The following is a 457-nucleotide window of genomic DNA, read 5'->3' on the forward strand; positions in this document are numbered from 1 at the left end:
CTGGGTCGAGCACTTCAGCGAACCTGCGGATGGTTGTTGTCTTGCCCGTTCCGCAATCTCCAGTGATGACAGCGAACCACTGCCTTGAGGCTGCATACTCCAAGCGTCCGATGGTTTCTTCCAAGAAGACCGACTCGTAGAGTTCACTGCTTGGCATGTCACGTGAAAACGGCGAACGATGTAACCCGTAGAAGGACTCAAACATCTTGTTCCCCCCTGCTCACCTTGCGATACGATACAGCCGGGGCTTGAAAGGCTTTCCGCTCCTGATTCCGATCCGCTGCAGCTGCCAGTAACCGGGAATGCTGGGCGGGAATGCTTCCGATCTGCTCTGGAAGTGGCGGTCGTTTGCCGGCACGCTCACCAATAACGAGCTCGCGAACCGTCCAAGGCTCGTGACCTTCGTATTCAATGGTAAGCTCTGAGATATCCGCTGGGTCGTAGACGACGTCGACTG

1 pseudogene is annotated in these 457 nt (G+C 56.0%); it reads right to left on the reverse strand.

The features are described from left to right. Positions 1 to 197: 197 nt before the first annotated feature. Positions 198 to 457, reverse strand: a pseudogene (locus PSHG_RS26065) (transposase); the annotation flags it as partial.

It is taken from the genome of Paenibacillus senegalensis JC66, assembly GCF_000285515.1.
Classification (GTDB): Bacteria; Bacillota; Bacilli; order Paenibacillales; family NBRC-103111; genus Paenibacillus_L; species Paenibacillus_L senegalensis.